At 43.2% G+C, this 1,575-nt stretch carries 5 protein-coding genes; 1 reads left to right on the plus strand and 4 read right to left on the minus strand.

Going from position 1 to position 1,575, the window contains the following annotated elements; all coding sequences use genetic code 11:
• On the plus strand, window positions 1–216 hold a 216-nt coding region (locus tag CIK04_RS02680; protein WP_142994981.1), incomplete at its 5' end, for a transposase.
• Between the two features lie 22 nt (window positions 217–238).
• Here the strand turns inward: CIK04_RS02680 and CIK04_RS02685 are convergent.
• From CIK04_RS02685 to CIK04_RS02700, 4 genes are all read right to left on the minus strand, one after another.
• Window positions 239–718, minus strand: coding sequence for a GNAT family N-acetyltransferase (locus CIK04_RS02685; RefSeq protein ID WP_128824586.1), 480 nt, complete (start codon window positions 716–718; stop codon window positions 239–241).
• 24 nt (window positions 719–742) lie between these two features.
• Complete coding sequence (locus CIK04_RS02690; RefSeq protein WP_097353760.1) at window positions 743–865, minus strand: DUF3265 domain-containing protein; 123 nt, start codon at window positions 863–865, stop codon at window positions 743–745.
• A gap of 9 nt (window positions 866–874) precedes the next feature.
• Complete coding sequence (locus CIK04_RS02695; RefSeq protein ID WP_017420735.1) at window positions 875–1,096, minus strand: VF530 family DNA-binding protein; 222 nt, start codon at window positions 1,094–1,096, stop codon at window positions 875–877.
• Window positions 1,097–1,236: 140 nt separating this feature from the next.
• Entirely contained in the window at window positions 1,237–1,338 is a 102-nt protein-coding gene (locus CIK04_RS02700; RefSeq protein ID WP_088428254.1) for a DUF3265 domain-containing protein, read from the minus strand.
• Window positions 1,339–1,575 lie beyond the last annotated feature (237 nt).

The following is a 1,575-nucleotide window of genomic DNA, read 5'->3' on the forward strand; positions in this document are numbered from 1 at the left end:
CAAGGTGGGCGCGCTCAGGTGCGTACAGTCCTGTATATGGCGATGATGTCTGCAATGCAATCTAACCCTGTTTTTAAGACCACATATCAGCGATTACTGGAAGCAGGAAAACCCAAAAAAGTAGCCATCATTGCCTGTGTTAGAAAGATGGTTGTGATCCTGAATTCAATGCTAAGAGACGGAACTATGTGGAATGAAAATATGGCGAAAAATTAACTATTGACGCCATACTCGTTTGTTAGGCGCGCAGCTGTAATTGGTAAAAATCGGTTTCATCGTGCTTCGGATTAGGGCAACAATATACCCAACCATTACGCTTATAGAACCTTAACGCCCTTGCGTTCGTTCTACTCACGGAAAGCACAGCACGATTACAGCCAGCTCGTGCCAATTCTGATTCGAGGTAGACCTGAACTTGCTGGCCCAAACCAGAACCGCGAACTTCAGGTAACAAGTAAACCAAGTGAACATAACCGGTCTCTGGCTCGGGTGAAAAAGAACGAAACTCTAACTGCCCTACCAATTTTCCACCCAACCAGATATGGATGTAAAACCAACCTGCTCCAGATTGCCTTTCTTGAACTCGTTCTCGATAACCTGCTATGAAATCATCAAAACCCGAAAAGGTCTCGAAACTGCAATAGTAAGCATCCTTTCGAGCAGCTACGCAAAAATCATAATCTTGCGCCAAATTGATCACTTTAAATTCTACGTTCATCCCTAATCCTAAAGTGAATAGCGCCTAACGCCGCGTTAAGGGGTGAATGCCGCCTAAACCAAGTTTCCGCACACCACTTTCACCACAAAAACTCACTGCAAACCAAAAATGCCATGCGGCATGAATCCCGCTTAAACGCTTTGTTATGCAAATGTTCTAACGGCAAAACGTATCTATATACAAAGCCTCAACCTTGTCTCTCGCCCACTGTGTGCGACGCAAAAACTTGAGAGAAGATTTGATTGATGGATTGCTGTAAAAACAGTTAATTTGAATTTCTCTGTCTAACCCTTCCCAACCATAGTGCTCTTGTAAGCGAACAAGGATTTTCTCTAACGTTAATCCATGTAAAGGGTTGTTTGGCTGATCTTGGCTCATTGCTTTGGTCCTAATAATACCGCTTAGTTTGGACGCAGTTTACCAGAATGCTTTGGCCAGTTAGCCATTTTATTTACATCCAAAGCCTAAGACATAAGCACTGAGAAATGGGCTGATTTGAATATTTGCATAACGCCCTGTTAAGGTGTGAAGCACGCAATGACCAAGCCACCGCATGGCACTTCAACACCAAAATCAACGCATACCAAAAATGCCACGCGTGCTGAATCACTCTTGAACAGTTTGTATGGATAATAACTAACGAATCAGGGTAAGGTGAGACCCAGACTTTAGCTGCAACTAAAGTTCTCTATCTGATAGTTCGATTGAACGCTGGCTCCTCTATTGAGAGACCGATAACAAGAACGAACATCAGATAGAACTCCAAGCATCACACTCGAATAGTCTTCTGGGTCTCGAGCCCGCATTTCGCAAGCAAGAGTTAGCTTATTATGAATACAAATACACTTCAAAACATT

This window comes from Vibrio sp. 03_296 (genome assembly GCF_002265885.1).